21 protein-coding genes and 2 tRNA genes are annotated in these 24,162 nt (G+C 37.5%); 13 read left to right on the top strand and 10 right to left on the bottom strand.

Annotation, left to right across the window (positions count from 1 at the left end; genetic code table 11):
* Positions 1–179: 179 nt before the first annotated feature.
* The 13 genes from DBR40_RS09885 to DBR40_RS09945 all read left to right on the top strand — a co-directional run bounded on the left by DBR40_RS09885 (position 180) and on the right by DBR40_RS09945 (position 15,362).
* On the top strand, positions 180–2,570 hold the full coding sequence (locus DBR40_RS09885) for an ABC transporter permease (RefSeq protein ID WP_124559592.1): 2,391 nt from the start codon (positions 180–182) through the stop codon (positions 2,568–2,570).
* A gap of 69 nt (positions 2,571–2,639) precedes the next feature.
* Positions 2,640–5,036, top strand: coding sequence for an ABC transporter permease (locus DBR40_RS09890; RefSeq protein ID WP_124559593.1), 2,397 nt, complete (start codon positions 2,640–2,642; stop codon positions 5,034–5,036).
* 73 nt (positions 5,037–5,109) lie between these two features.
* Positions 5,110–7,530, top strand: a complete 2,421-nt coding sequence (locus DBR40_RS09895; RefSeq protein ID WP_124559594.1) for an ABC transporter permease — start codon at positions 5,110–5,112, stop codon at positions 7,528–7,530.
* Between the two features lie 75 nt (positions 7,531–7,605).
* A complete protein-coding gene (locus tag DBR40_RS09900) occupies positions 7,606–8,289 on the top strand; it encodes an ABC transporter ATP-binding protein (protein WP_124559595.1) in 684 nt (227 codons plus the stop codon).
* A 53-nt stretch (positions 8,290–8,342) separates the two neighbouring features.
* Positions 8,343–9,140 (top strand): helical backbone metal receptor, encoded by a 798-nt coding sequence (locus DBR40_RS09905; protein ID WP_124559596.1) that lies wholly within the window; start codon positions 8,343–8,345, stop codon positions 9,138–9,140.
* A 57-nt stretch (positions 9,141–9,197) separates the two neighbouring features.
* Complete coding sequence (locus DBR40_RS09910) at positions 9,198–9,500, top strand: hypothetical protein (protein ID WP_124559597.1); 303 nt, start codon at positions 9,198–9,200, stop codon at positions 9,498–9,500.
* A gap of 275 nt (positions 9,501–9,775) precedes the next feature.
* Positions 9,776–9,857, top strand: a tRNA-Leu gene (locus DBR40_RS09915).
* A 562-nt stretch (positions 9,858–10,419) separates the two neighbouring features.
* Positions 10,420–10,501, top strand: a tRNA-Leu gene (locus tag DBR40_RS09920).
* Positions 10,502–10,669: 168 nt separating this feature from the next.
* Positions 10,670–12,019, top strand: coding sequence for a trigger factor (gene tig, locus DBR40_RS09925; RefSeq protein ID WP_124559598.1), 1,350 nt, complete (start codon positions 10,670–10,672; stop codon positions 12,017–12,019).
* 53 nt (positions 12,020–12,072) lie between these two features.
* Complete coding sequence (locus DBR40_RS09930) at positions 12,073–12,432, top strand: four helix bundle protein (protein WP_124559599.1); 360 nt, start codon at positions 12,073–12,075, stop codon at positions 12,430–12,432.
* Positions 12,433–12,486: 54 nt separating this feature from the next.
* Positions 12,487–13,194 carry an ATP-dependent Clp endopeptidase proteolytic subunit ClpP gene (gene clpP / locus DBR40_RS09935; RefSeq protein WP_124559600.1) on the top strand — a complete coding sequence of 236 codons (708 nt, stop codon included), beginning with the start codon at positions 12,487–12,489 and terminating at the stop codon, positions 13,192–13,194.
* Positions 13,148–14,416 (top strand): ATP-dependent Clp protease ATP-binding subunit ClpX, encoded by a 1,269-nt coding sequence (clpX, locus tag DBR40_RS09940; RefSeq protein WP_370526539.1) that lies wholly within the window; start codon positions 13,148–13,150, stop codon positions 14,414–14,416. Before clpP ends, clpX begins: the two co-directional genes overlap by 47 nt.
* 82 nt (positions 14,417–14,498) lie before the next feature.
* Positions 14,499–15,362 (top strand): AMP nucleosidase, encoded by an 864-nt coding sequence (locus DBR40_RS09945; protein WP_124559602.1) that lies wholly within the window; start codon positions 14,499–14,501, stop codon positions 15,360–15,362.
* Positions 15,363–15,451: 89 nt separating this feature from the next.
* Here the strand turns inward: DBR40_RS09945 and DBR40_RS09950 are convergent, their stop codons facing one another.
* The 10 genes from DBR40_RS09950 to DBR40_RS09995 all read right to left on the bottom strand — a co-directional run bounded on the left by DBR40_RS09950 (position 15,452) and on the right by DBR40_RS09995 (position 24,054).
* A complete protein-coding gene (locus DBR40_RS09950; RefSeq protein ID WP_124559603.1) occupies positions 15,452–16,111 on the bottom strand; it encodes an ATP-binding cassette domain-containing protein in 660 nt (219 codons plus the stop codon).
* Positions 16,112–16,513: 402 nt separating this feature from the next.
* Positions 16,514–17,374, bottom strand: coding sequence for an RNA polymerase sigma factor RpoD/SigA (locus DBR40_RS09955; protein ID WP_010601359.1), 861 nt, complete (start codon positions 17,372–17,374; stop codon positions 16,514–16,516).
* A 714-nt stretch (positions 17,375–18,088) separates the two neighbouring features.
* A complete protein-coding gene (gene sucC / locus DBR40_RS09960; protein ID WP_124559604.1) occupies positions 18,089–19,288 on the bottom strand; it encodes an ADP-forming succinate--CoA ligase subunit beta in 1,200 nt (399 codons plus the stop codon).
* 261 nt (positions 19,289–19,549) lie between these two features.
* Positions 19,550–19,861, bottom strand: a complete 312-nt coding sequence (locus DBR40_RS09965) for a hypothetical protein (RefSeq protein ID WP_124559605.1) — start codon at positions 19,859–19,861, stop codon at positions 19,550–19,552.
* 141 nt (positions 19,862–20,002) lie between these two features.
* A complete protein-coding gene (locus DBR40_RS09970; RefSeq protein ID WP_124559606.1) occupies positions 20,003–20,554 on the bottom strand; it encodes a hypothetical protein in 552 nt (183 codons plus the stop codon).
* 9 nt (positions 20,555–20,563) lie between these two features.
* Positions 20,564–21,163 (bottom strand): hypothetical protein, encoded by a 600-nt coding sequence (locus DBR40_RS09975; RefSeq protein ID WP_124559607.1) that lies wholly within the window; start codon positions 21,161–21,163, stop codon positions 20,564–20,566.
* Positions 21,164–21,178: 15 nt separating this feature from the next.
* On the bottom strand, positions 21,179–22,747 hold the full coding sequence (locus DBR40_RS09980; protein ID WP_124559608.1) for a DUF4173 domain-containing protein: 1,569 nt from the start codon (positions 22,745–22,747) through the stop codon (positions 21,179–21,181).
* Positions 22,748–22,759: 12 nt separating this feature from the next.
* Positions 22,760–23,065 carry a hypothetical protein gene (locus DBR40_RS09985; RefSeq protein WP_124559609.1) on the bottom strand — a complete coding sequence of 102 codons (306 nt, stop codon included), beginning with the start codon at positions 23,063–23,065 and terminating at the stop codon, positions 22,760–22,762.
* 55 nt (positions 23,066–23,120) lie between these two features.
* The gene (locus DBR40_RS09990; RefSeq protein ID WP_124559610.1) at positions 23,121–23,417 is read right to left on the bottom strand and encodes a winged helix-turn-helix domain-containing protein; all 297 of its coding nucleotides are present in this window, start codon (positions 23,415–23,417) and stop codon (positions 23,121–23,123) included.
* Between the two features lies 1 nt (position 23,418).
* The gene (locus DBR40_RS09995; protein ID WP_124559611.1) at positions 23,419–24,054 is read right to left on the bottom strand and encodes a hypothetical protein; all 636 of its coding nucleotides are present in this window, start codon (positions 24,052–24,054) and stop codon (positions 23,419–23,421) included.
* Positions 24,055–24,162 lie beyond the last annotated feature (108 nt).

Consider the following 24,162-nt stretch of genomic DNA (forward strand, 5'->3'; position numbering starts at 1 on the left):
GAGGAAAGGAAGGTAGGCGGCTCTAATGTCCAATCCTGTCTCCCAATCTTTAATCTTAAAATATGTTGAATTAAACTTTAAATTATAAATAATGGTGGGTAAGTTGATAATAGGTAAGCATAAGGGTTAAACGCCCAGTCCTTCAACCTTCTGGCCTTCCAACCTTCAACCTTAAAACAATGTTCAAACTTAACCTAAAAATAGCCTGGCGCAACCTCTGGAAAAACAAAGGTTATACGCTCATTAATATTCTTGGTCTTTCTATCGGGATGGCAAGCTGTATTTTGATCTTTATTTTTATTCGTTATCAGATGAGTTTTGATGAGGGTTTTAAAAATGAGGACAGAATTTATCGGGTAGTTTCGACCTGGGATTATGCCGATGGAAACCAGTTTTCTTCGCAAGGTGTTCCTTTGCCGCTTACTCCTGCCATGCGCAATGATTTTTCACCTTACATGGAGAAAATTTCGGCGATAGAAAATGGCTCAGGATTAATTAAAATTACAGATAACAACGGGAAGGAAAAGCTAAAAGCAATAGAAAATGTATTCTATGTGGAACCCGATTTTTTTGAAATTTTCAGCTACAGCTGGCTTTCAGGTAATTTTAATTCATTGGCTAATCCCGGCAATGCAGTGTTATCTAAAGAGATGGCTACAAAGTTTTTTGGCGATTGGCAAAATGCTTTAGGTAAAAGTTTAAGTTTTGATGGAAGTATAAATTATACGGTTAGTGGGGTAATTGATGATGTTGCAGAGAATAACTCAGTTCCGCTAAAGATTATGCTCTCTTATAAATCATTCAAAAATAGAAATTTAACCAACTGGGGTTCGGTTGGATCTAATTCTGAGAGTTACTTTAAACTGAAACCAAATATTAAGATCGATGCGCTTTCAGAACCTTTAAAAGCTTTTATTAAAAAGTATTATGTAGAAAAGGCACCAGGCAAAGAAGGACATTTGTTTCAGCCCTTAAACGATATCCATTACAATCCTAAGTATGGGAATTTTTCGGGCAGAATTATGCCGAAGAAACAACTTTATGGCCTGGCTGTAATCGGGTTTTTCCTCATCATCACGGCATCAATAAACTTTATCAATCTGGCAACAGCACAGGCAGTAAGCCGTTCAAAAGAAGTAGGCGTACGCAAGGTAATGGGCAGTCAGAGAAGCCAGCTTGTTGTACAGTTTTTAACCGAAACGTTAACCATAGTAGTTATTTCATTGCTAATTGGTTGTGTGCTAACCGAAATTGCTTTGCCCGGAATGCAGCGCCTTTTTAACTCAAAAATCTCTTTCAGCATTTTTCAGCATCCCATTATTCTGGTTTTCATGTTAGGGCTGGTTGTTTTTGTGAGTTTCCTTGCCGGATTTTATCCTGCCGTTGTCATGTCTCGTTTTAACCCGGCGCTGGCCATCAAAAATAAAATCGCAGCCAATACAGGTGGACTGGGTTTAAGGAAAATTTTGGTTGTTGTGCAGTTTGCACTAACGGTTACCTTAATTATAGGTACGTTGGTTATCCTTAGCCAAATGAAGTACATCAGGGAGCAGCCGCTTGGTTTTAATCCAACGGCCATTGCCATGGTCGATTTGCCTAACGACAGCCTGACTACACCACGCTTTTCCAGTTTCAAAGCACGGTTAAAGCAGGTTCCGGGTGTCCAGGAAGTAAGTTTTTGCCGTACAGCCCCTTCATCTCAAAATAACAACGGAAATACCTTTTCTTACAATGGAGGTAAAGATGTAGACTTTCAGATAAATACAAAAAATGCCGATGAGGACTACTTAAAAACCTTCGATTTAAAACTTGTTGCCGGTAGAAATCTGGTTAAATCAGATACCGTAAATGAGTATTTGGTAAACGAAACCTTATTAAAAAAACTGAATATAAGAAACCCTAACGAAGCCATCGGGAAAGTAATTTCGATGGGTGGAATGAAAGCTCCGGTTGTGGGTGTGATACAGGATTTTAAAAATAAAAGTTTGCACGAGGCGATCGATCCGATTTTGATAGGCGCACTTAAACCCAGGTTTTTTTATGCTGCCATCAAATTAAATTCAAAAGAAATGATGGGTACAATGAAAACGGTAGAGAAAATATGGCAGAATACCTTTCCCGAATCGGTTTATAACGAATCATTTTTAGATGATGAAATTAATAATTATTACCAGGGAGAAAAGATAATGGGAACCTTGTTTGAAGTTTTTGCAGGCGTAATCATTTTTATCTCTTTTATCGGTTTGTTCGGACTAATTTCATTCGTTGCCACCCAGCGCACAAAAGAGGTAGCCATCAGAAAAGTTTTAGGTGCATCTACAATTGAGCTGGTTAAAATGCTAAATGGTTCGTTCCTGATGATGGTTTTTATTGCCAATGTAGTGGCCTGGCCATTGGCTTATTTATTTGTGTCGAAATGGTTAGCTGGTTTTGCCTACCGGATTAATATCAGTATCTGGCCGTTTGCACTGGCAATGGTTATATCCATGGTAATTACATTAATTACGGTAAGTCTCCGCTCTTATAAAGCTGCAGTTGCCAATACCATTGATGCACTTAAATACGAATAAAGCAATTGGCAGTTTTCAGTTGGCAATTAACAATTAGCCAGTTTAACAATTTATACAGTTAACCCTAATATGTTCAAACTCAATCTCAAAATCGCTTTGCGGAACCTTTGGAAAAACAAGGGCTATGCGCTAATCAATATTCTTGGTTTATCGATCGGGATGGCCAGCTGTATCCTCATTTTTATTTTTATTCGTTTTCAGTTAAGTTTTGATGAGGGGTATAGAAATTCAGATCGTATTTATCGGGTAGTTACCGATTGGAAGTACAATGCTTTCGACGATTTCTCTGCAGGTGTACCCTTACCTTTTACTGCGGCGGCCCGAAATGAAATTGCCGGCATAGAAAAAATAGGCGGCATAGCGCAAATAGATGAAGTTATTCATGTTAAGGACCTTACCGGTAGAGAAATTATTAAAAGTCGTGAGGTGATACATTTTGCCGAACCCGACTTTTTTGCTGTGTTCAATATAAACTGGAAATATAATAAAGCAGCCGAAACGTTAAAAGCCCCTAACAGTGTGGCCTTATCAGAAGCCACAGCCCTTAAATATTTTGGCAGTATAGAAAATGCAATTGGCAAAAGTATTACCCTGGGTACCAAAACACAATTAAAGGTTACAGGAGTATTTCAGGATATGCCTCAAAATAGCAGCTTCCCTTTAAAAATAGTAATCAGTTACCAGAACTTATTTAGTTATTATGGCAACAAGGATTGTTGGGATTGTATAAACTCCAGTTTAAGTAGTTACGTGTTACTTAAAGCAGGGCTTAAAAGCTCAGATCTGGATGGAGCAATGGCAAAATTCAATAAAAAATATTATACAGATAAAAAGATTGAAGGCAATCAGGTAAACAGGCTTCAGGCGTTAAAAGAGATCCATTTTGATGGACGTTACGATAATTTTATAAATACAACAATTGCCAAACAGCAAATTTATGGCCTGGCCATTATTGGTTTGTTTTTAATTTGTACCGCTTGTATCAACTTTATTAATTTAAATACGGCACAGGCAGTTAACCGATCTAAAGAAGTTGGGGTACGTAAAGTAATGGGAGGTAAACGCAAGCAACTTGTTGTACAATTTTTAACAGAAACGGTTGCCTTGGTTTTTATTGCCCTGCTGGTTGCCTGTATGATTAGCGAACTGGCTATACCAGCCATGCAGAATCTCTTCAAAAATCAGATTGTATTCAGTTTGTTTGGCCATCCGGTTATTTTTGTATTCATGACTTTGCTGGTTGTATTTGTTAGCTTGCTGGCAGGTTTCTATCCAGCTTTGGTGATGTCGGGTTTTAATCCGGCATTGGCGATAAAAAATAAAGTTACGCTCAATAACAACGGTTTAAGTTTGCGTAAAATCCTGGTGGTGGTACAGTTTGCAATTACCGTTATACTCATTATCGGTACCATTGTCATAGTAAATCAAATGGATTATCTGCAGCAAAAGCCATTGGGTTTCAATTCTGCGGCGGTAGTGATGGTGGGCATGCCAGGGGATAAGGTAAGTAAAGATAGGCGTGAGGTTTTTAAAGAAAGGGCTCTGAAAATACCCGGAGTGCAGTTGTTAAGTTATTGCCAGTCACCACCCTTATCTCAGGATGTAAATTCGACCAACTTTACTTTTAATGGAGCGATGAATAAAGATTTCGAAGTGAGAACCTGTAAGGCCGACGAAAACTTTTTTAAGCTTTTTGATTTAAAACTTGTTGCCGGTAAAGTTTTTATGCGGAGCGATACCGCCAATGGTTATGTGGTTAACGAAACTTTCCTTAAAAAAGTGGGGATTAGCAGTGCGGAAAATGCCCTCGGTAAAATGATTAATGCCTCAGGAGTTAACATTCCTATTGTGGGTGTTGTAAAAGATTTTAATGATAAATCGTTAAAAGAAAGCATTTCAGGTCTGGCCATTTCGGCTGATAAGAACCAATACTGGCAGGCCGCAATAAAGTTAGATGGAAGGCACCTGCTAACTACCATGAAGCAAATAGAAGCCTTATGGAATAATACTTTTCCAAATAGCATTTACCATTCAGGTTTTGTTGATGATCGGATAAAAAGTTATTATGAAAGCGAGCATGTAATGGGCGTACTGTTCAAAATATTTGCAGGTGTAATCATTTTCATTTCTTTTATCGGGCTGTTCGGCTTAATTTCTTTTGTGGCTATGCAAAGAACCAGAGAAGTTGCCATCCGTAAAGTTTTAGGTGCTTCTACCTTACAGCTGGTTAAAATGTTAAATGGGTCCTTTTTATTGATGGTGTTTATTGCAAACGTTGTAGCTTGGCCAATGGCTTATTTATTTGTGTCGAAATGGCTTTCTGGCTTTGCATATCGGATTGATTTAAGTATTTGGCCCTTTGTACTGGCCATGGTTGTATCCATGCTCATCACTTTAATTACCGTAAGCTTCCGCTCTTATAAAGCGGCCAATGCCAATACAATTGATGCACTTAAATACGAATAAAGCTAGAAGGTAAAGGTCCAAAGCAAAAAGCCAGCGTCTCAATACTTCGTACTTGATACTAGAGATAAAAAAAATGTTCAAACTCAACTTAAAAATCGCATTGCGCAACCTGTTTAAAAACAAGGTGTACGCAGCCATTAACATCGGCGGACTGGCCCTTGGGTTAACTGCGTTCTTATTAATGCTGCTATATATTAACCACGAAGAAAGTTACGATACCTGGTCGGCAGATTTAAAGAATGTTTACCAGATCAGAGAGAAACACAGCTTTTTTACGCCCGATAATCAGGATTACTGGCAGGAAATCAGTAATTCGAGAGTTGCGGCTTTAATAAAACAAAATGTACCGCAGTTTACTACAGTTACCAAAGTAGATCAGGAATGGGGGAATGGTTTTTCAGTTAAAATAGATCATGCCGATCCCATCCTAATAAAGGGGATTAAAGACGCCGATTCTGCCTTTTTTAATGTTTTTCCTTATCATTTTGTTCAGGGTAACGAAAAAACCGCTTTAAAAGAACCCAATACTGTAGTTTTAAAACAGGGTTTGGCCATTAAGCTCTATGGAACTGACCGGGTGCTGGGTAAAGTGTTTAAACTGGTTAGATGGCGGAATGATGAAGGTACACCATTGAAAATAACAGGGGTAATTGCAGATACGAATATGCCAGAAAGTGTAAGCTTTAATGCAATAAGCCATACCGGAGATCAGGACCACGATCCCGATCAGGTAGGTAGCTCACACTACAATCAGGTATATGCAAAATCAGCCAATTATATCGATACCTTATCGGCCAATAAAAGTTTGCAAAAAGTATATGTAGATTTTAAAAAGAAATCATTGGCTGCTGAGAAAGGGAATTTTAATGACATTTATAAAAACGGAAGAACACCGGGGCTTAAGGCCATTCCATTAAAAGATGTTCATGCCAATCCACCTTTTGCAATTAACTGGTTAAATAAATTAAAACCTGTAATAGGGATTACTATTTTCTTACTGCTTGTATCCATTATCAATTTCGTTAACCTGGCTACAGCACAATCTGTTCAGAGAGCAAAAGAAGTTGGTGTAAAGAAAGTGCTTGGTGCCTACAAAAAACAATTGATCGTTCAGTTTTTAATCGAATCGGCTTTACAAAGTGTGGTTTCACTTTTTTTAAGTGTTATTTTAATCGAAGTGTTGTTACCGGCATTTAACCACCAGTTTAATGTTGAGTTAACTTTCTGGCACAATCAGCATTTTTTAAGTATTGCATGGCAGCTCATTGTAGTTTTTATTGTCGTAACACTCCTGGCTGGCTTCTATCCGGCGTGGATATTATCCGGTTATCACCCAGTTTCAGTACTTAAAGGCAATTATGAAAATAGCCTGAAAGGAATTGTGCTGCGTAATATTCTGGTAGTTTTTCAGTTCGGAATCTCTGTAACCTTTATTATTGCCATTGGAGTAATGCAAATGCAAACCAGGTACATCAGCAATAAAGATCTGGGATTTGAACGCGATAAATTGATTAATCTTCAAACAGGCTACGATCAGGATTTTGCCAATAAAATAAGGCGTATTCCGGGTGTTCAATACGTTTCTACTACCACCCAGGTAATGGGAAATGCTTTTAACAACAAAAGTGAAATTGTATATAAAGGCCGTGAAATTAATCTGAATGGTGTTACCGTTACCGTGGATGCCCTGCAAACACTGGGTGTAAAGTTAATATCCGGACGGTTGTTTGCTAAAGAGTATAAACAAGATACCATTAATTCGGTTGTACTTAACGAAGCTGCAGCTAACCTGCTGGGTAAAAATATGGTTGGCCAAACCTACGGCAAGGTCGATTATGAAGGTAAAACCATTACCTTTCAAATTGTTGGTGTGATTAAAAATTACCACAATGAGGGTTTTGATAAAGCCGTATTACCTACTGTTTATAAAGTAACCAGCTTAGGGGGCACTTCTAATACCAATAACCTGCTGGTTAGGTTCGATACCAAAAACTATAAAGGAATTATCAATAAAATAGAAGCGGAGTGGAAAAAACTTTACCCCGATTTTCCTTTGCAATATCAATCTATGGATGAGGCCTTTTCTGAAATTCTGGAAGAGAATAAGCGGTTTATGAACATGATCGTGCTGTTTAGCGTCGTATCAGTTTCTTTATCGTTACTGGGCTTGTTTGCCTTATCTACCTTTGTTGCAAAACGCCGAACCAAAGAAATTGCTGTTAGGAAAGTTTTGGGCGCATCAAACATCCAGATTGTAAACCTTTTAAATAAATCCTTTCTGATTTTAGTAATAGTAGCTAATTTAATCAGCTGGCCCATAGCCTATATTTTAGTCAAAAAATGGCTTGAAGGTTTTGCCTACCGGATAGATATGCCGGTTTATCCATTTATGTTAGCCACTGTTATTTCAATTATTATAGCCGTTTTAACTGTAAGTATACAGGCAAGAAAGGCCGCTACCGGCGATCCGGTAAATGCACTTAAATATGAATAAGACCTGCGTATAGCGATTGGCGATAAGCGATAAGTTCGCCAAACGCCAAACGCTCTGCGCCCAACGCTAAAAAATATGATACAACTTACCAATATCGAAAAGTATTACGCCAACAAAGGCGTTAAAAATTATGTGTTACGTTTGGTAACCACAACCATTAATCAGGGCGAATTTGTTTCCATTATGGGCCCCTCAGGTGCCGGGAAATCTACCTTGCTCAACATCATCGGCATGTTAGAAGAACCAACCTATGGCACCTATAACTTTTTTGGCGAAGATGTAACCAGTTTAAACGAACGTAAACGCATCGAACTTTACCGCAACCACATCGGCTTTGTATTTCAGGCATACCATTTAATCGATGAAATGACGGTTTACGAAAACATCGAAGCCCCGCTTTTATATAAGAAAGTAGGAAGTGCCGAGCGTGCCAGCAGGATAGCCGATCTGCTTGATCGTTTTAATATTGTGGCTAAAAAGGATTTATTCCCTAACCAGTTATCGGGTGGTCAGCAGCAATTGGTAGGTATTGCCCGGGCATTAGCAGCACAGCCTTCACTTATTCTGGCCGATGAGCCTACGGGAAATCTGCAGTCGGCACAGGCCGAAGAAATTATGAGCTTGTTTAAAAAACTCAATGAAGAAGAGGGGATCACCATTATCCAGGTAACACACTCAGAAAAGAACGCGCAATACGGAAACCGGATATTACATATTGCCGATGGGGTGGTAAAGGAAGACGTAGCCGTAATTGCTTAATATAATTTCGATCCAATTAATCCTTTTTATCTGTGGTTAACTACCTTTGCGTTATGCAAAAAACGTTTACCGACCAGATGGGGCGGGAAATTACCTTTAATTTTCCGCCGAAACGGATTGTCTCTGTTGTTCCCTCTCAAACCGAACTGTTATTTGAACTGGGGCTGGATACCGAAGTTATCGGTTTAACTAAATTTTGTATTCATCCGATAGAAAAGTTTGCTACGCGCACTAAGGTTGGCGGAACTAAAAAACTAAATATCGATTTAATTAAAGATTTAAAGCCCGATTTAATTATTGGCAATAAAGAAGAAAATACGCAGAGCGATATTAAAGAACTTGCAGGTTATTTTCCGGTGTGGATGAGCGATATTTTTACCCTCGATGATGCTATGAAAACCATTGGCCAGATCGGTGAGCTGGTAGATCGTGAGCCAGAAGCGGGTTATTTAAACCATTTAATTGCTGCCGGTTTTAACGATTTGAAAACACTTGCCTTACAACAGGGTATAGATAAGAAAGTGGCTTACCTCATATGGCGGAAACCTTTTATGGCTGCAGGCAAAAATACTTTTATCGATGATATTTTGTTAAGCAACGGTATGATGAATGTAATCAAGCAGGAACGCTACCCGGAACTAACACTCGAGGAACTGAAAACTTCAAATTGCGAACTGATTCTGCTTTCTTCAGAGCCTTATCCTTTTGCCGAAAAGCACATCGAAGAAATACAAGCTGCGGTACCAAATGCCAGAATTATGCTGGTAGATGGCGAAATGTTTAGCTGGTATGGCAGCAGGCTGGTTAAAGCTGTGCAATACTTTTTTGAGTTTCAAAAGGAATTATATTAAAGGCCTTGCTTTAATTTTCTTAAATTGTAGCATATTTAAATATACATCTTAACTATCATGAAAAAAATATTAATCCTATCCCTGTTTGTTGCAACACTTTCCGGCTGTACAACAATGAATAATGGCAAAAGTGCTGGTACTATAACTGTAAGTGGTAAAATAGAAAAATTGGGCATGTCAACCTTCCAGTACGGTACCCATTTACTAAAAGCTGAAAATAAAACCTATGCATTAAAAAGTGCCAGCATTAACTTCGATAATTACGTGAATAAAGATGTTACTGTAAAAGGGAAAAAAGTAGCTGGTTATCCGGTTGATGGTGGACCGGAGCTGATTGATGTAACCCTCATTAAATTCTAGGATAGAAAATAAGGGATGACCCTGGTTTAATCCAGTAAAGCCTGAATTTGATGCGTGATATGACTCTCATTATGCAAAATGTGAAAATATTTTTTTAGCCAGTTGTGCATCGGAAGTAATTAAGAAGGATGCTATCTGTCAGCAACACAGTGGTTTCTTTTTTAGGATGGAATTTAGTGAACGAAACCTGTGCTTAATTTATGTTTTCGTGTGGCATAATACAGTTTGATTATTCAATCTAATTTCTATCTTTGCAATCCTTAAAACATCCTAATGCGGAAGTGGCGTAATTGGTAGCCGCACCAGACTTAGGATCTGGCGCTTCACGGCGTGGGGGTTCGAGTCCCTTCTTCCGCACAACAATTTAAAAACCGTTTTGGTAACCCTGAACGGTTTTTTTTATGGCATACACCCAGGTGTATCGGTTGATGTCTTCGCTACCGTACAGATGTGAAACGCTGGTCGGTGAGGACACCGACCAGTAGATCTTTATTTCGGTCGATGGAGACACCAACCGATAGCATAAATGCTATATTTTCTTTTAACCATTTAAAACTTTTGTGACAATATTTTTTGTGTCTGAAAAAAATGTCACAAAAAAAACGGGCACAACTTTGTGGCGGTTTTTTTCTTTATGTAAAAGTTGCCACAATAATTACAGATCAACACCAATATTGCCGGATGGAGTGCAGTAGATATTACTTTGTTGTATAAAAGCAGGAGGAACATCGAAGTGTTTTTCAATTTCCGTAGGCAGGAATAGAGGCAAAGTGCATTCAGAGCGCTTCCTGCGAAAAATTTTCTCCTTAAAAATTAGTGAGTTAGCATTTTTTTGAAAGAATAATCTATAAAATATTACCGATGCCTTTTGATTATTCAATCTTGTTTCTATCTTTGCAGTCCTTACAACATCCTAACTGCGGAAGTGGCGTAATTGGTAGCCGCACCAGACTTAGGATCTGGCGCTTCACGGCGTGGGGGTTCGAGTCCCTTCTTCCGCACAACAAGATAAAGGCCGTTTCGATTTAACATCGGAACGGTTTTGTTTTTTTAAAACATTGATTAATAAAAATTGATGTGCTGTTTAAATCGCGGAGCGATATATGAAATTTGTCTCAAATCTCATGTCTCAAATCTCAGGTCTAATTGCATATCTCAATCGCTAAAAAATGAATATTACACAGGAAAAAACCGGCAACTTAAATGCTGTTGTAAAAATCAAAATCGCACCAGCTGATTATTCTGGCAAAGTAGAAAAAGCCATCAAAGATCAAGCTAAAAAAGCACAATTACCTGGTTTCCGTAAAGGGATGGTTCCTGCTGCCCACATTAAAAAAATGTACGGTAAAAGCATTTTGGTAGAAGAGGTTAACAATTTGTTAAACGACACTTTATCGAACTACATCGCTGAGCAGAAATTAGAAATTTTAGGTCAGCCATTACCACAAATGGATGATGAGCGCGAATTTAAATGGGATAACACCGACGAATTCGAATTTGATTACGAGTTGGGTTTAGCACCTGCTTTTGATGTAAATGTTACATCTAAAGATAAATACACCGAATATGTGGTTAAAGCTGATAAAGAAACTTTAGAAAGCCGTATCAAAAATATCCGTCGTAGCTATGGTAAAATGACTAATCCTGAAGTTTCAGCTGAAGGTGATGTACTTTACGCTGAGTTAACTCAGCTAGGTGCTGATGGTGCTGTTTTCGAAGGTGGTATTTCAAGCACTGCAACACTTCGTTTAGACTTGGTTAAAGACAAGAAAATCCTTAAAACATTAGTAGGTTTAAAGAAAGAAGACGAAGTTACTGTTGATTTAGTAAAAGCGTTTGACGATGCTGCAGTTGTAGCTAAAGCTTTAAACATTTCTGAAGAAGATGCAGCTGATTTAAAATCTAGCTTCAAACTTTCAATTAAAAACGTAAACCGTTTAGAAGAGTCAGACTTAAACCAGGAGTTTTTCGATAAATTATTTGGTGAAGGTACTGTAACCGACGAAGCTGGTTTCAGAACTAAAATTACTGAAGAAGTAGAAAGCATGTTTAAACAAGATGCTGAGCGTAAATTATCAAACGATATTTACGAAGATCTTTTAAAGAAACACACTTTTGAATTGCCGGATGAGTTTTTACGTCGTTGGTTAAAAGCAACAAACGAAAAATTAACCGACGAAGAATTAGCTGAAGGTTATGATGATTTCGCTAAAAACCTGAAATGGACTTTAATCGAAAACAAAATCATTAAAGATAACAGCATCGAAATTAAATATGAAGATGTTGTTCAGGCAGCTAAAGCTAAATTAGACGCACAGTTCAAGATGTATAGCCCAAGCCCGCTTCCTGAAGATCAATTAGCACAATACGCTGTTCAGTTCTTACAGGAAAAAGAAAATGCAAACCGTGTTTTCGAAGAGGTTAAAGCTTTAAAAACTTTCGAACAAATTAAAACCATCGTTACTTTAGAGCAAAAAGACATTGATTACGATAAGTTTATAGCTTTAGACAAAGCGTAAGGGGCTTAGCGTTTGGCGCTTTGAAATTGACAGTCCTATTTCTATATTTAGTTATGGCTCAATTCAAATTTCAATCGCTGGAAGTTTGGCAGTTATCAATAGCAATAACTGATAAATTACTTGATGTAGCTGACCGATTGTCAGTTGATAAAAAATACAGATTTGCAGAGCAGCTCAATGGGGCTGCTCTTACCATATCTAACAATATTGCCGAAGGTTCAGGCACTGTTTCAAATAAGGAATTTGCTCATTATCTGAATATTGCACATCGTTCTACGTTCGAGAATGCAAATATTTTAGTAGTTTTAGAACGGAGAAAATATATTTCTGACATAGAGTTGAAGGATTATCTGGAAGAATTAGATAAATTGGCACGGAAATTAACCAACTTCAGAAAATATTTATTAAAGTAACCCGCGTATTTGGATAGCCTAAACGCTTATCGCAAAACGCCAAACTCTATAATCATGAACATAGACTCACAAGAATTCAGGAAATTTGCCGTTAAACATCAGGGAATTGGCGGTTTACACGTAGATAAATTTATTGCACAGGCTAATCTGAACCCTCAGAATATGACGCCATATATCATCGAAGAACGTCAGTTAAACGTTGCTCAGATGGATGTATTTTCGAGGTTAATGATGGACCGTATTATCTTTTTAGGTGATGCGATTTATGATCAGAATGCAAACATCATCCAGGCTCAGTTGTTGTTCTTACAATCGGCTGATGCAGAGCGTGATATTCAGATCTATATTAACTCTCCGGGTGGCTCAGTATATGCTGGTTTAGGTATTTATGATACCATGCAGTACATTCAGCCAGATGTAGCTACAATTTGTACTGGTATGGCAGCATCAATGGGCGCTGTTTTATTGGTAGCAGGAGCTAAAGGTAAACGCGCTGCTTTACCACACTCAAGAGTAATGATTCACCAGCCATCAGGAGGTGCACAAGGTGTGGCATCTGATATGGAGATCAACCTGAGGGAAATGTTGAAATTGAAAAAAGAATTATACGATATTATTTCAGAGCACTCTGGCCAAACTTATGATTGGGTAGAGAAAGCTTCAGACCGCGATTACTGGATGACTGCCGACGAGGCAAAAGGATTTGGTATGGTTGATGAAGTGTTATCGAGAAACGCAAAAAAAGATGGCGAAACAAAATAAAGAATCCCGCTGCTCATTCTGCCATTCTGGCAAGCATGAAACTTTAATGTTAATTGAAGGTATGGATGCATTTATCTGCGATAAGTGTGTTACCCAGGCCAATCAATTGCTTGCGCAGGAACTAGGAAGCAAAGGGACGAAAAATATTCAAGAGGCAATAAATTTATTAAAGCCTCTTGAAATTAAACAACACCTCGATCAGTATGTAATTGGCCAGGATGATGCAAAAAAAGTATTATCAGTTGCGGTTTACAACCACTACAAACGTTTAAACCAAAAGGTAGATAAAGATGAGATTGAGATCGAGAAATCGAATATCATGTTGGTTGGCGAAACCGGAACGGGTAAAACCTTACTGGCTAAGACCATTGCTAAAATTTTGCATGTGCCTTTCTGTATTTGCGATGCAACAGTTTTAACAGAAGCCGGTTATGTAGGAGAGGATGTGGAGAGTATTTTAACGCGTTTGCTGCAAGCTGCAGACTATGATGTAACTGCTGCCGAACGTGGTATTGTGTATATTGATGAGGTAGATAAAGTTGCGCGTAAAAGTGATAACCCATCTATCACACGTGATGTATCAGGTGAAGGCGTTCAGCAAGCATTGTTAAAGATATTAGAGGGTACAGTGGTAAACGTTCCACCTCAGGGCGGACGTAAGCACCCGGACCAGAAAATGATTCCGGTAAATACCAATAATATCCTCTTTATTTGCGGTGGTGCATTTGATGGTATTGAACGTAAAATTGCCAACCGTTTAAGAACACAGGCTGTAGGTTATAAAGTAAAGAAAGATGAAACAGTTTTAGATCTTAAAAATCTTTATAAGTATATTACACCTCAAGATTTGAAATCTTTTGGATTAATTCCAGAGCTGATTGGCCGTATTCCGGTGCTTTCACACTTAAATCCATTGGATAAAGAATCGTTGAGAAATATCTTAACGGCACCAAAAAATTCATTAATTAAGCAATATGTTAAGCTTTTTGCTTACGAAGATGTTAAATTAGTGTTTGATGATGAAGTTCTGGATTTTATTGTGGATAAGGCAATGGAATATAAGTTGGGCGCACGTGGTTTGAGGTCAATCTGCGAAGCGATTATGCTTGATGCCATGTTCGATACGCCAACCCAGACGGATGTCAAGGAATTGCATATCAATCTCGATTACGCGATAGAAAAATTTGAAAAGGCCGACTTTAAAAAGTTGCAGGCTGCTTAAAAAAAATCAATCCTTCCCGTAATCGGGAGGGATTTTTTGTAAATACGCTTAGCGCATGGCGCGTGGCGCTAAACTTATTATTATGAACGAAGAAAAAGACGTAAAGAAAGATGAAGCCGCAGTAGAGAAAGCAAAAAAAGTAAAAGAAGTAGAAACTCCGGTTAAAGCCGGATTAAAATCTAAAGATGAGATTGTAAAGAACTGGCTGCCACGTTATACGGGCAGGCCTTTAGATCAGTTTGGCGATTATATTCTGCTTACCAATTTCAGTAAATATGTAACCATGTTTTCTGAGTGGAATGATAATGCACCGATTATGGGCTTAGATAAACCCATGCAGAGTGTTACGGCTAACGGGATAACCATAATTAACTTCGGTATGGGTAGTCCGCTGGCAGCAACCATGATGGATTTGTTGACGGCCATTAAGCCAAAAGCAGTTTTGTTTTTAGGTAAATGCGGTGGTTTAAAGAAGAAAAACCAGTTGGGCGATCTGATCCTGCCAATTGCGGCGATTAGGGGAGAAGGTACATCTAACGATTATCTGCCTGCTGAGGTGCCTGCATTACCGGCTTTCGCCTTGCAGAAAGCGATATCGACCACAATACGTGATTATGGACGCGATTACTGGACCGGAACCTGTTATACCACCAACCGCAGGGTTTGGGAGCACGACAAGGAATTTAAGAAGTATTTAAAAACATTACGGGCAATGGCAGTAGATATGGAAACAGCAACCATTTTTACGACAGCATTTGCCAATAAAATACCTGCTGGCGCATTGTTATTGGTTTCTGATCAGCCGATGATACCAGAGGGTGTTAAAACCGCTGAAAGCGATAGCAGCGTTACCGAGAAATATGTAGAAACGCATCTGCACATTGGTATCGATTCGTTAAAACAGTTAATAAATAACGGTTTAACCGTGAAACACTTGTTGTTTTAATATAAAGTTAGCAAGCCACAAAGACTCAAAGCACACCAGGAATTCATTTATTCTTTGTGTTCTTCGTGTCTTCGTGGTGTATCATTGCGTTATGCTGTGAACCCTGGTAAATAACCATACAATATCAAGTCATCTTCGCTATTGATATTGTAATTGCACCGGTTGTGTAATAAAACAATCCTGTCCGAAACATCGAGGATCGATTTGTATAAATGATCCGTTATAATAAAGCCTTTGTGCGTTTTGACGTGGTTGATGTGGTGTTTTAATTCTTCTACCCACAATGGCGATAATTGTGAAAAAGGTTCATCGAGCAATATATAGTCTGCATCACTGTAAATCATTAGCAAGCATTCTAAAAATCTGCATTCCCCACTGGATAAATTATAGAATTTCGAATTCAGATGATTAGCTATCAATTCAATTTTGTGTAATTCTGCCTGGTAAGTTTTGCAAAATATATTAATTGCTTTCGAAACGCTAATTGATGTAGGTATGAAGCTGTTCTGCGGTAGGTAAGATATATTTTTAGAATGGTAACCTTTGCTATATATCTTGTTGTTTATGTTAAGGTATTTGAAGTTTGCGTTTATACTTCCAAAAATAATCTTTAACAATGTTGATTTACCGGATCCATTCCTTCCTAATAAGCCTACTACCTCCCCAATCTCACAGTTTAAATAAACACTGCTTAATATTTCCCTATCTGCAAAAGATTGGTTAACGCTATCAATAAAAAGTCTTTGCATAGAAATGATATTATTAAGATTCCGATAAAAACAATTAAATCATACAAGACTAAGTTTGCCATTATTTGTCTAAAACCTACGCCCTGATTTTTGAAAAAGTATGCAGTAGATTTATAAAACAATAAATAAATTGCGACAGAAAACAGCCAGCCTGTAAGTTTGAAGAACATAGCTAAAGAGTAAATAGCTGATTCTTTAAAACCACCTAAAATAAAAAATACTGATATCAATAGACTTACCAGTATGTTCCATGCAAAAATAAGTTTATAAACTTGAATGGATTTTTTGAGTAGGCTAACTGACATGATTTAAAGATAGAAAATCATAACGGTAAAGTTAGTTGTGTTGCAAAAAAAAAAGACCCGCAAATTTTGCAGGTCTTTTTTTATGAAGATATTTTACTTATCCTAAGTAAGATTTTAAAATCTTACTTCTTGAGGTATGACGTAAGCGTTGTAACGCTTTATCTTTAATCTGACGAACACGCTCGCGTGTTAAATTAAATTTCTCACCAATCTCTTCTAACGAAAGTGGGTGGTTAGAACCTAAACCGAAGAATAAAACGATAATTTCTCTTTCTCTTTCTGTTAAGGTAGAAAGTGAACGTTTAATTTCCTCTGATAAAGATTCGTTAATTAATGAGCTATCTGTGTTTGGTTCGTGGTTTTCCAATACATCCAATAATGTATTTTCTTCACCCTGAACAAAAGGAGCATCCATTGATACGTGACGACCAGAATTACTTAAAGTGTCCGAAATTTTATCCACAGTTGTTTCCAAAATATCAGCCAGTTCTTCTGGTGATGGCTCGCGCTCGTATTCTTGCTCTAATTTAGAGAAAGCTTTACTGATTTTACTTAGCGAACCTACCTGGTTTAAAGGTAAACGTACAATACGGCTTTGCTCGGCAATAGCCTGTAAAATCGATTGACGAATCCACCAAACGGCGTAAGAGATGAATTTGAAACCTTTGGTCTCATCAAAACGTTTTGCCGCTTTAATTAAGCCCAGGTTACCTTCATTAATTAAATCTCCTAAAGTTAAACCCTGATTTTGGTATTGTTTTGCAACAGATACAACGAAACGTAAGTTGGTTTTAGTTAATCGCTCTAATGCAGCCTGATCGCCCTCACGAATCTTCCTTGCTAAAATTACTTCCTCTTCTGCTGTTATTAAATCTACTTTACCAATTTCGTGCAGGTATTTATCTAACGATTGGCTTTCACGATTGGTAATGGATTGCGTTATCTTGAGTTGTCTCATTTATACGTTTTGTGTGCTCTTTAATTATTGAGTGTGCAAAGTTACGAAATTGTATAGCATTCCGAAAGGATAATATGCTGAAAATGTTATCGTTTGCACAAGATTTTTACAGTTTTACTTATAGCAAAAATCATTCCAAATAAAATTGTGTCATTAAAAATTGTTAGGTGTTAATAATGATTAATATTCGGTTATTTTTTATTGTTTTGCAATATTTATATTTCGATTTATAATAATTTTAGGTTTATATCTGTGTGATAAATAATTAAATTATTATGACGTTTTTTAGTTTCCCGGTTTTTATATCAAGAAATACAAGCTTGTATTTTCTGGCAACTAAAGGTAACCGGATTTTCTGTCAGTAAGACGATACTTTTAATATTTATTCGAAATAGAATAACGATGGTAATGCCTTTAAGGGGATGCTTTTTTGCCCATGAACCAGCAGCTTAAGTTCAATAAACCTGATAGAACGGAAAGCCCGGAGCGAAGTATGAGTGAGGACTTAGAGGGATAGCAGGGCAGGAGGCCGCCATAAGAACAGAAACCGATCATTTTCAGAAAACGAAACACGTCTAAATAGATCTCTCCGTTCCGCTATGCTACAGTCGAGATGACGATATTTATTATAGGTTTTGGGAAAATAAAAGCACATAAAAAACCTNNAGGTTTTTTATGTGCTTTTAGCCTTAGTCTTTCAACTTTAAGCTTAAATTATGCTTGCTCTGCCAACACTTTAGTTACTAAATCAGCAGCTTCTTTTAAAGCAATTGCCGAGTAAACCTGAAGACCAGACTCGTCGATTAATTTTTTAGCCTCTTCTGCATTTGTACCTTGTAAACGACAGATAATTGGCACAGGGATATTACCGATTTCTTTATATGCATCGATAACACCTTGAGCAACACGGTCGCAACGTACAATACCACCAAAAATATTGATTAGGATAGCTTTAACGTTAGGATCTTTCAAAATGATGTTGAAAGCCGCTTTAACGGTTTGTGCATTTGCAGTTCCACCTACGTCAAGGAAGTTAGCAGGCTCACCACCAGCTAATTTAATGATATCCATGGTAGCCATAGCCAAACCAGCACCATTAACCATACAACCTACGTTACCATCAAGGTTAACGAAGTTTAGGTTACTTGCACTTGCTTCAACTTCCATTGGATCTTCTTCCGTAACATCGCGCATTGCTGCGTAATCAGGGTGACGGAATAAGCCGTTCTCATCCAGATTTACTTTAGCATCAACTGCAATTACTTTATCATCAGAAGTTTTTAATACCGGGTTGATTTCGAACATTGAAGAATCGGTAGCTTCGTAAGCTTTGTATAAAGCAGAAACGAATTTTACCATTTCTTTGAAAGCGTTACCGCTAACACCTAAGTTAAAGGCAATTTTACGTGCCTGGAAACCTTGTAAACCAACTTTAGGATCGATTTCTTCTTTGAAGATTAAGTGTGGTGTGTGCTCAGCAACTTCTTCAATATCCATACCACCTTCGGTACTGTACATGATGATATTGCGACCTTTAGCACGGTCTAACAATACTGAAATGTAGAATTCTTTTGTTTCAGAAGCACCTGGATAATAAACATCCTGAGCAACCAAAACCTTGTTCACTAATTTACCTTCTGGTCCGGTTTGAGGAGTTACCAATTGCATGCCGATGATATCGGTAGCACGTTGTTTTACTTCTTCAAGGTTTTTGGCCAACTTGACACCACCACCTTTACCGCGACCACCAGCGTGGATTTGCGCTTTAATTACAACCCAATCAGAATTATAATCAGTTTTCAGTTGCTTAGCAGCCTCAACAGCTTGCTCAGGAGTGTCGGCAACTATTCCTTCTTGAACGTTAACACCGAAACTTTTTAATATTTGTTTACCCTGGTATTCGTGAATATTCATCTGTTTATATTTTTGTCTTTATCTGTCAGATGGAGCCTTTTACCATTAAAATAATTAATTTAACAGTATTTGGTTCATTTGCTACAAAATTTGCCCAAAGCTACAATTTCAAAGCCTTTAAACAAATAGAATTTACCGATTTTTTCGGAAAATGAACGTTTTATGTTAATCTGAAATTTTAAGCATCTTTTTGTTGCTCCCCTTATAAAAACAGGAGCAACTTTATCGCAGGTTAGTACAAAATGAAAGGCAAAAAAAGGTTTAGCTGCCGGCAAAGGGTGTTCCGAAGATACCCACTGCCAATTCGGCCCAGATGAGGAATAAGGCGAGTAAAATGACGATTAAAATTACTGTTCTTAATGTGCCGGTTTTTAAGTTTCTGATTACAAGCTCTATGGCCAGGCCCGTGCTTAACAAGAGAATACCAGCTACCATGAAATCGGTTAAATCCCATTTTACTTCGTTAGTAAATTGCATGGCTATAAGCGGAATACTTAAAATTAAAGCCACAACACCAAGGATAATAGCAATCCTTGTTGCTGGCGAACTTAATGTTGACTGTAGATTTTTCATGATTTTAAATTTAATATAGTGTTTAATTGTTTAACTGTAGTAAAATCTTTGCTTCCCGATGCAAGGTGCATCGGGATAAACTAAATCCAACAAAAGTTAGCAAAGGCGAGAGGTTAATTGTACAGGATTTTTAAAATTTGCTTAAATGCTTACGTAACAAATAATGATGTCTTTTTGGTTGTTTACGAACCCGATGAAATGGTGTTGCCAGCCTTCGTTTTGATTTTTGTGTCCCTTCCAGATAATCTCCTTGATGTTTTTATTTGAATCTAAGAGCTCATTAAGTGTTTCGGTATGGACGAGATCGGCTTGTTCAAAATCTTTACTTTGATCAATTTCCTTGTAAAGATTGCAATAGTCTGTTTCTGAAAGTCTTATTAGTGAAACAGAATTATAACTGCCTTGAAAATCAGGATAACTTGCCGATTTGTCAATAATTTCAGCTGATTTTGGCGCCAACTTTCCTACAACATTTTTGTATTCTTCGAAATAAAATGACTCGTTGGGATAAAATGCAATGTAGACTGAATAAAAAATCCACAGTTCCAGTATACTTAACAATGAAATTAAGACATACCTTAATTTCCGGTTTGATTTCTTTTGGCTAATAAAAGCAATGAATACTAACGGAAGTATAGCAACTATTGCGGCGATTACCAGAACAGTTAAAAATTTAATCAGAAAAAAATCCATAAGTAGTTGTTAAGGTTTCTCAAAACATTGCTGTCCAACTGCGCCTCCACCAAACTCCAGGGCAACTTTATTATTATATAAAATGTGTGCACAACCATCGTTGTATACTTTTTTTAAGCTATCGGTTAGTGGTTTGTCAAATAGATTATAGAAATACATGCCCATGCCGCTTCTCTGATAACCGATTGTGAAAGGCTCCCCGGTTTCTATTGAAATACAGTTGGCGAGGTCTAACTTTTCTTTCAATGTGGTCAAAGTTTGTTTTGTCCAGCCCAATACATTCAAAAGTGAATCTGTTTTTTTATCATTTGTGCTGAGACTCCAGTTTCTGGAGTCGCTGTTTTTATCAGAAAGGTGGAAAATAAATAATGACTGATCGTTTTCAAATTCTATTGTAACCTTCTTTCCTGTAGGTATTATAGATTTTGCATATCCTTGCGCTTCATAAATTTCTTTACTTTTGATTTTATAATTTTCTATTAAATCCTTCTTACTATATGTTCGATCGAACATCGAGAAGAAAGTTAAATACCCCCAAATCAAGTAACCTATAAAGAAAATTGCTCCTGAGCCCACCACTATCAAACATAATTTTAAAATTCTGTTCATTCTGTTATTGACTTTTTAGTGTTCATTAACCCCAAAATATTTCGCTGTATTCCAATCCTGCAAATTCCAGGATAGCCAGCTTACCGTTTGATAGCGTTCTTTAAAATAACCAATGCGCTCGTCCAGTAGTTCGCCATAAAACTGTGTGGTTTTTGGTTTGGCAATTTCTTTTCGGTAAAGGTCTTTTGCTGGAATGTAATGCAGTTTTGAACGATTTTGATCCAATAAAGGCAACGTTTTATCAGATAACGATAGCAGGTAATCGGCATCTACTGCAACCTCATCGCTATGCGCCAGGTTATATTTGGCAATAAAAACATCCCAGTTTACGAGACTGAAAGCAAGCAGAAGTACAAACCAGATATTTCCGTTTACTTTAAACAGGTAAAACAAGGTTCGCTCTTTCGCAACTTTGAGGTAAACGGTGGCCAGGCCAATGATACAAAGGATAGCGAAAACCAAAACACCGATTCTCTTGTGGGTGAGACCATAAAATTCGATATAATAGCCATCACGAATGAACACGGAAATGATGAGGATAAAATTCTGCACCATCCAGGCAATAGCCAAGCTTTTTAGGGTTTTGCTTTTATGGTAAAAATTAAGGTTGCCGCGGAAGAAATATAAAATTACTGCCATGGCCAATATGATACTGAAAATTAAGGCGTTTGTGCCGTCGTGCAAGTCGGCTGAGAAATTACCTGCTGGTTTATAACCGAACCAGAGCGTAGAAATATCGATCAAGTTAACACATAAGAGCAGGAGGTTTAACGAAATAAAGGATATGAGCCCGATGATATATTCGGTTTTCAGGGCCATTTTTTTAGTGATAATCTGGCTGGTAAAAGTGTGGGCAACTTCGTACCAGATGCTTCTTGGTTTTTTGTTCCGTCTTATCCTTAATAATTTTTCGTTACAGCTGGCTTCAAGTTTTTCAATGCTTTTGTTGTAAAAAGTGATAATTAATCCGGCAGTTAAAAATACTCCGAAGCAGAAATGCATAAAACGTGGAAGACTTAAATCCCGGAAGATAAAACCGAAAATGTTATTGAAGAAATTATAAATCCCGGTGAAAGTTGTTTCCAAATAGTGCCCGAAAATTTGGTTGGCGCCACTGTATATCGCAGTGAATATGAAAATGATAAATAGCGGAAGTATGATGTACTTAATGGGCTTAAATACGGGTTTCAAATCAAATTTGCCAATCTTAAGTTCAGAGAGCCTTTTAATTAAAGTTGCCGGTACAGTAATGATCTGAAGCGCAGTAGCCAATGCCGCAATGTAAATGGTACGTACTGCCTGATAATGGGCAAAGCCCACAAAGAACAAGAGGCTTATACAATAACTTACGCTGGTTAGTACCGAATTGTTTACTACGACAAGCACTGCCGCCAGCAAGTGAGCCAAAGCATAAATTTTGAATTTGTTGCTTTTGGCTACCTCGCTGTTGAAGAGGGTAACTGCTATAATAAAAATACTATAAATCAGTTGGTTCAAAGCCAGCCACTCTTCCCAGAAGATGTAGCTAAAAAGCAATCCGCCGAGCAGGGTAGAAAGCAGTAAAAAGTTGGATTTCGTTTTCATTATGTTTAAGGTTTAAAAATTGAAATAGCTTATTAAAAAAATATAGATGATAACTAAGGGAATGTTTAACAACATGCAAATGATAGTAACCACTGAACTTCTCCAGGAAGATTGGTTGCAGATAAGTTCTATTAAGACTACTATCAGTACCAATGTATTTACGACAGCTGCGCTGAGAATATAAATGACTCCTACTACAGCTAAAAAGTCAGCATGAGATATTAGATAGGTTATTAAAATCAGTGTGCCGATAAGCGCAGAATAATAAGCCATTCGTTTGCCTACATAATTCATTTGAGGTTCTATTGTTTCTTCCATTTTTATGTTTTTAAAAGTGCTTTGAATTTCAAAGTAATTAATTAAAAAAAATTGCTTACAGCTTTTTTATCATTTTTTCGAGGGCATCTAAGTGTGCTTTAAAAGCTTGCTTGCCCAATTCGGTAATAGAGTAGGTGGTACTGGTTTTGCGACCAATAAAACCTTTGTGTACTTTAATAAACTCTGCTTGCTCCAAAGTGCTGAGGTGCGAAGCCAGGTTACCGTCAGTAAGTTCAAGCATCTGTTTTAAATCGTTAAAGCCGATCTCATCGTTCACGATCAGTACAGACATTACGCCCAGCCTGATCCTGCTATCGAAAATCTTGTTTAAATCTGCTATCGGGTTCTTCATCTTATTGGCCTCTTTCGTATTTAAAATACATTACCAATCCGTAAATAATGTGTAAAACGCCAAAACCAAATGCCCAGAAAAAGAGTCCGTAGCCAATATAAAACATGCATACTAAGCCCAAAATAACTTCGCAGTAACCCAGGTAACGGATATCGCTGTAGGTGTACTTACTGGCATTGATTAGCGATAATCCGTAAAAAATTAAACAGGTTGGCGCAATAATGCTATAGGTATTTGGATGGTTGAGGAGTAGGGCAATAATGAATAGACCACCTGCAGCCAGGGGTGTAAACAAATTAATCAGTAAAGATTTCGAAGTTTTATCCCAGATGGGCAAGTTGTTTTTCTGGCTTTTGCGGTAAGTAAATAAAATACCACCGGCCAAAGCAATCACCAAAACAAATACACCAAGCTTAATGAGGTTAAATTCGAGGTCCATTTCTCCGCTTACACCATAGCCATAACCTCGTTTATTTACAAATTTGTCAATCTCATCATGCGCAAAATAAGCACCAATTAATGCAATAACGCCGGCAAAAACGCCAGATAAACCACTCAATGAAATAAACCTCGACGATCTATCCATCATTTGCCTGATATCTTTTAATGCATTTAGCTGTTCTTCTGAGTTGCTCATTTTAAAAGTGCTTTGTTTTTCAAAGTTAAATAAGAAAATGATAATTGCAAATTTTATTTTTTTTGGATGGATAGTATCAGGATGAGATAAGTTAGCCCGAGTGAGTCT

The sequence above is a fragment of the Pedobacter sp. KBW01 genome (assembly GCF_003852395.1).
Lineage (GTDB): Bacteria > Bacteroidota > Bacteroidia > Sphingobacteriales > Sphingobacteriaceae > Pedobacter.